We start from the raw sequence: 1,417 nt of genomic DNA, 5'->3' as shown, positions 1-1,417 counted from the left end.
AGTTCGGAGTCGGTCAGTAGCGGCGGCCGTCCCCGCCACCGGGGGGTGCGGATGCTGTCGTCGATCTTCACGTACAGTGCGGTCAAGAGGGTATCCAGGTCTTGCGTCACACCATGATCTTGGATGCCCTCTCTTCATGCCCAGACATCGACCCCTGACTTCGGAACTACTCGTCTAGGTCGTGTGTCATAAGTGCCGTTCGAGGCGCCGGAGCCAGTTGTCGATCATGCTGATGGTGGCGGTGGCTTCGTAGCGCACTGCGAGTTTGTCGTAGCGGGTGGCCACGGCACGGTGCTGTTTGAGCAGGCTGATGCCGCACTCCACGGCGTGACGCTGCCGGTATGCGCTGGGGTCGAAGGCGGGTGGCCGGCCACCCGCCGAGCCCTTCTTACGGCGGTTCGCGGCCTGGTCGGCCTTGACCGGGATGACACAGCCGATACCACGGCGCCGCAGGTAGCCGCGGTTGGCCTTGCTGCTGTACGCCTTGTCCGCCAGGACCCGCTGCGGCCGACACCGGGGCCGCCCGACACCGAGACGAGGCACCCGGATGCGGTCCAGCACAGTGGTGAACTGCGGGCTGTCGCCGCGCTGCCCACCGGTGATGACGAACGCCAGCACCATGCGGCCCTGCTCGCAGGCCAGGTGCAGCTTGGTCGTCAGACCGCCCCGGGACCGGCCCAGCGCGTGATCCGCCGGCTCGGCGGCGCTGCTGCCGCCCGGCGGCTCGACCTGCGTGTGACTGCCCCGGCGGGCGCCGGCGGCGTGCTGATGCGCCCGCACGATCGTGGAGTCCACACTCACGTCCCAGGAGATCAACCCGAGCGCGTCGGCCCTACCCTGCAACCCGGCCAGGATCCCCGCCCACACCCCCGCCCGCTGCCAGCGCCGGTACAGCCCGTACACCGTCCGCCAGTGCCCATAGCAGTCCGGCACGTCCCGCCACGGCGCACCCGTACGGACCCGCCACCTGATCCCGTCAATGAGCTGCCGCTTGCTCCACTTCGGCGGCCGACCCGGCTTCTTCCGCCCGGGCAGCAACGGCTCCAGCACCGCCCACTGCGCGTCGGTCAGGTCGTGCCGCCTCGTCACCGCTACGCTGGCCACGAGGTCTCCGTGCAGATGGTTGTCTTGGTCGATAACCCATCTACCGGAGACCTCACCGCATATCGATCACCGACACACCCAGCCGATCACCTCACAGCAGGGCCACGGGCACTTATGACACACGGCCTAGGGGATTACAAATCCGGGCCTCGGATTGGAAACCGCGCTCCGCGCCGACCACGGGTACATTGCCCGCCGCCGCCCGGTTGAACAAGATCCTCAACGGGTTGAACACGCAGGTCAGAGCATCCGAGGCGTGAGCTTGTCGGCAGCACGCGAGCGGCAAGAATCGCCGACGCGACCGGTGACAGGA

At 68.0% G+C, this 1,417-nt stretch carries 1 protein-coding gene; it reads right to left on the bottom strand.

Annotation, left to right across the window (positions count from 1 at the left end):
- Nucleotides 1-186 precede the first annotated feature (186 nt).
- Nucleotides 187-1,104: an IS5 family transposase gene (locus DQE82_RS30470; protein ID WP_113974896.1), complete on the bottom strand. Its 918-nt coding sequence runs from the start codon at nt 1,102-1,104 to the stop codon at nt 187-189.
- Nucleotides 1,105-1,417 lie beyond the last annotated feature (313 nt).

Source organism: Micromonospora sp. LHW51205 (assembly GCF_003315815.1).
In the GTDB taxonomy this organism is placed as follows: domain Bacteria; phylum Actinomycetota; class Actinomycetes; order Mycobacteriales; family Micromonosporaceae; genus Micromonospora; species Micromonospora chalcea.
This window is presented reverse-complemented; position numbering and strand designations above follow the sequence as displayed.